Raw genomic sequence first — 3974 nt, forward strand, 5'->3', positions numbered from 1 at the left:
GCACAGGCCTGTGCCGACCTCGATACAGACTGCCGACCGGAGGAGGGGGCTGCCGACCGGAGGAGGGGGCTGCCGACCTGGCGAGGGGGCTGCCGACCTGGCCCGCAAGCTGCCGACCACGAGCAGACTGCCGACCGCGCCGGTGTACGGTGAGAGCGTGCCCGAGGCAACCGAGTTTCACAGCGGGCGTCGGCAGTACGACGTCGGGCGGGGCGCACGACGACCCAGCGGGCGAGCCGCAGGGTGACGGGCCCCGATCGACCGACGGGCCCCGATCGACCGACAGGCCCCCAGCAGCCAGGCGGCCCCGATCAGCCGGGCGGGCCCGATCAGCCGGGCGGCCCCGACCAACCCACCGGCCCCGACGGGCCCGACGACCAGCCCGCCCCCGAGCCCGCGCGGTTCGACCGCAGGCTCATCGCGCCGATGGTCCTCGGGTCGGTGCTCAACCCGCTCAACACCTCGCTGCTGGCGGTCGCGCTCGTGCCGATCGGCCTGGCGTTCGGGGCGCCGCCGTCGGACACCGCGTGGCTGGTCAGCGCGCTGTACCTCGCGTGCGCGGTGGGGCAGCCCGTGGTGGGCCGCATGGTCGACACCTACGGGCCGCGGCGGCTGTACCTCATCGGCACGGCGCTCGTCGGCGCCGCCGGGCTGCTCGGCACGTTCGCGCCGACGCTCGGCTGGCTGATCGTCGCCCGGGTGCTGATCGGCCTGGGCACGTGCGCGGGCTACCCGGCGTCGATGGCGCTCATCAAGCGTGAGGGGCGCCGCACCGGCGGGCCCTCGCCTGCCGGGGTGCTGGCCACGCTGTCGTTCGCCAACCAGGTGATCGCGGTCGTCGGGCCGTCGCTCGGCGGGCTGCTCGTGGACCTCGGCGGCTGGCGCACGGTGTTCTCCGTCAACGTGCCGTTCGCCGTCGCCTGCCTGGTGCTGGGCGCGCTGTTCCTGCCGCGGGACGACGACGCGGACGGCGTCCGCGGGCCGCGCCGCACCTGGGACGCCGCCGGGATCGCCCTGTTCGCCGTGGCGCTCACCGCGCTGATGCTGTTCCTCATGGACCCGGCGGCCCGGGCGCTGTGGCTCGTCGCGATCACGCTCGTGACCGGGACGGGGTTCGTGTGGCGGGAGCTGCGCACGACCGACCCCTTCCTCGACGTCCGCGTCCTGGGCCAGAACCGGCCGCTGCTGCTCACCTACGCCCGGCAGATGCTGACCGGGATCGTCATGTACTGCGTGGTCTACGGGATGCCGCAGTGGCTGGAGCACGCGCGCGGGCTGTCGCCGTCGCACACCGGGCTGGTGGTGCTGCCGATGTTCGGCACCGCGATGCTGTTCACGGTGCTGACCGGGCGCAGCCCGGCGATCCTCGGCAAGCTGCTCGCCGGGTCGGCGGTCCAGGTGGTCGCCTGCGCCGCGCTCCTCCTGCTCGACGCCGGCACGCCCGTGCTCTGGCTGTGCGTCGTCATCGCGCTGCACGGCATCCCGCAGGCGCTGAACGGGCTGGCCAACCAGAACGCCCTGTACGAGCAGGCCACCCCGGAGCAGATCGGCGCGGCGTCCGGGCTGTTCCGCACCTTCATGTACGTGGGCGCCCTGTGCGCGACGGCGGCCACCGCCGCGGCCTACCGGCAGGAGCCCGACACCACCGGCATGCACGCCCTCGCGCTGTTCGCGGGCGCCTGCGCCGTCGTCCTGCTGTTGACGGTGCTCGGGGAGCTCCTGTTCCGGCGCCGCCGCCGTCCCGACGGAACCAGGTGACGACGGAACCCGGCAACGACCCACGGCCGGGTCAGTCCGGGAGCACCGACCGCTCCAGGCCGCGCTCGCGGTAGTACGCCAGCAGGCGGTCCCACCCGATCACCCCGGCCGACCGCGCCCACGCCTCCCAGCAGCGCTCCAGCCGCGCGACCACGCCGGGGTGCGCGCCCGCGAGGTCGTGCGTCTCGCCGCGGTCCGCGCCGACGTCGTACAGCTCCCACGGCCGCCCCGCCTCGCGCACCAGCTTCCACCGGCCGTGCCGCACGGCGGCGTTGCCGAGGTGCTCCCAGAACAGCGGCCGCTCGACCGCCGGCGCGCCCCGCCACTGGTCGAGCATGCTCACGCCCGCCATGCCGTCGGCGTCGCCGCCCACCGCGCGCAGCACCGTCGGCGCGACGTCGACCACGTGGCCCGGCCCCGCCGTCCGGGCTCCGCCGCGCACGCCGCCCGCGGGCCACGACGCGATCAGCGGGGACGCGATACCGCCCTCGTGCACCCACCGCTTGTACAGGCGGAACGGCGTGTTCGACAGGTGCGCCCACGCCCGCCCGTAGCTCGCGAAGGTGTCCTCCGGCCCCGGGACGACGTCGGGGGAGCTGCCCACCCGCACCGCCCGCCCGTCGCGCGTCGTCGGCGGGGACACGTCCGGGCTCAGGCTGCCCGACGGCGGCGGCAGCTCCTCCGCGCACGCCCCGTTGTCCGAGCAGAACACGACCAGCGTGTCGTCCAGCGTGCCCTGCGCCGCGAGCTGGTCCAGCAGCGCGCCCACGCCCCGGTCCATCGCCTCGACCTGCGCCGCGTAGACCGCCATCCGCTCCGCCTCCCACTCGCGGTCCGCGGTCTCCGCCCACGCCGGCACCCGCGGGTCACGCGGCGGCAGGTCCGCGGCCGTGGCCAGGCCGAGGCGGCGCTGCGCGGCCAGCCGGCGCTCGCGGAGACGGTCCCAGCCGGCGAGGTAGCGCTCGCGGTACCGCGCGACGTCGGCCTCGCGCGCGTGCAGCGGCCAGTGCGGCGCGGTGTACGCGAGGTACAGGAACCACGGCCGGCCCGCGTGGTGCGCCCGCTCCACGAAACCGCGCGCGTACCGGCTCAGGTCGTCCGTGAGGTAATAGTCGCCCGCGGTGGCGGACGGCGGCAGCCGCTCCTCGCCCTGGACCAGCGGCGGGGCGTAGTAGCTGGCCGCGCCGGGCAGCACGCCGTAGAACTCGTCGAACCCGCGGCGCGTGGGCCAGGTCTCGTCGGGCTCGTCCGTCCGCGACGACAGGTGCCACTTGCCCGCCAGCGCCGTCGTGTAGCCGACGGCGCGCAGCCGCTCGGCAAGGGTCGGCGCCGCGGGGTCGAGGGAGCCGCGGTATCCGTGCGGCCGGTCGTCGCTGGTGAGCACGCCGACGCCGACGTCGTGCGCGTGGCGGCCGGTGAGCAGCGCGGCGCGCGACGGGCTGCAGCGGGGCGTCGCGTAGAAGGAGCTCATCCGGACGCCGCGCCGGGCCAGCCGGTCGAGGGCGGGGGTGTCGATCTCGCCGCCGAACGCGCCGAGGTCGGAGAAGCCGAGGTCGTCGGCGAGGACGACGAGCACGTCGGGCCGGCGGGTCATGGTGCCCCCTGATCCAGAGGTGCCGGGTCAGGCGTGCGGGTCACCCGGGGGACCTGTACGTCTGACCCGGAGGCGTCTGACACGGCGGCGTCTGACATAGATGCGTCCGACACGGAGGCGTCCGACCCGGCGGGAGCGATCCGGGCGTGCACCACGCCCAGGCCCTCGATCCCCGCGACGACGTCCAGCCCCGCCGCGTACTGCTCGCGCGTGACGCGCACCCGCGCCGACGCCGACCCCAGGGTCACCACGTCCCCCGGGAAGAGCGTGATCATGCGGGAGATCGTGGCCAGCAGCTCGCCCGGCCCTGCGGCGTACTCCGCCGTCGAGCCGCGGACGGTGCCCGCCGTCGTCGTCAGCCACATCTCGCGCCCCCACCAGCCGGCCGGGTCGGGCAGGGCGGCGACGGGCAGGAGCGGGCCGGGCGCGGGCATGACCACGTTGAAGCCGTCGGCCCAGCGCCCGTAGACGGCGCCGATGCCGCGCTCGCCGGCGCGGGCGGGCTCGGCGACGGCGTCGGCGAACGACTGGTCGCAGACCGAGACCAGGGGCGTGTACCCGAGCACCAGGTCGCCCAGCCCCGCCGTGTCGGGCGCCCAGGTCCCTCCGGGGACCTGTACGT

3 protein-coding genes are annotated in these 3974 nt (G+C 75.9%); 1 reads left to right on the forward strand and 2 read right to left on the reverse strand.

The genetic code is table 11. From position 1 onward, the window contains the following. The first annotated feature begins 426 nt into the window (after positions 1 to 426). Complete coding sequence (locus ACFWEJ_RS27810) at positions 427 to 1758, forward strand: MFS transporter (protein WP_377232400.1); 1332 nt, start codon at positions 427 to 429, stop codon at positions 1756 to 1758. A 31-nt stretch (positions 1759 to 1789) separates the two neighbouring features. Here ACFWEJ_RS27810 and ACFWEJ_RS27815 read toward each other — a convergent pair whose 3' ends face one another. Together ACFWEJ_RS27815 and ACFWEJ_RS27820 are read right to left on the reverse strand one after the other, a co-directional pair. Further along, the gene (locus tag ACFWEJ_RS27815; RefSeq protein WP_377232401.1) at positions 1790 to 3352 is read right to left on the reverse strand and encodes an arylsulfatase; all 1563 of its coding nucleotides are present in this window, start codon (positions 3350 to 3352) and stop codon (positions 1790 to 1792) included. Continuing rightward, on the reverse strand, positions 3349 to 3974 hold a 626-nt coding region (locus tag ACFWEJ_RS27820), incomplete at its 5' end, for a fumarylacetoacetate hydrolase family protein (RefSeq protein ID WP_377232402.1). The genes ACFWEJ_RS27820 and ACFWEJ_RS27815, both read right to left, overlap by 4 nt.

This window comes from Promicromonospora sp. NPDC060204, assembly GCF_042728455.1.
In the GTDB taxonomy this organism is placed as follows: Bacteria; Actinomycetota; Actinomycetes; order Actinomycetales; family Cellulomonadaceae; genus Promicromonospora.

Coding starts and splice junctions, on each gene's coding strand:
- ACFWEJ_RS27810 (WP_377232400.1), top strand. CDS start 427: ATGGTCCTCGGGTCGGTGCTCAACCCGCTCAACACCTCGCTGCTGGCG.
- ACFWEJ_RS27815 (WP_377232401.1), bottom strand. CDS start 3,352: ATGACCCGCCGGCCCGACGTGCTCGTCGTCCTCGCCGACGACCTCGGC.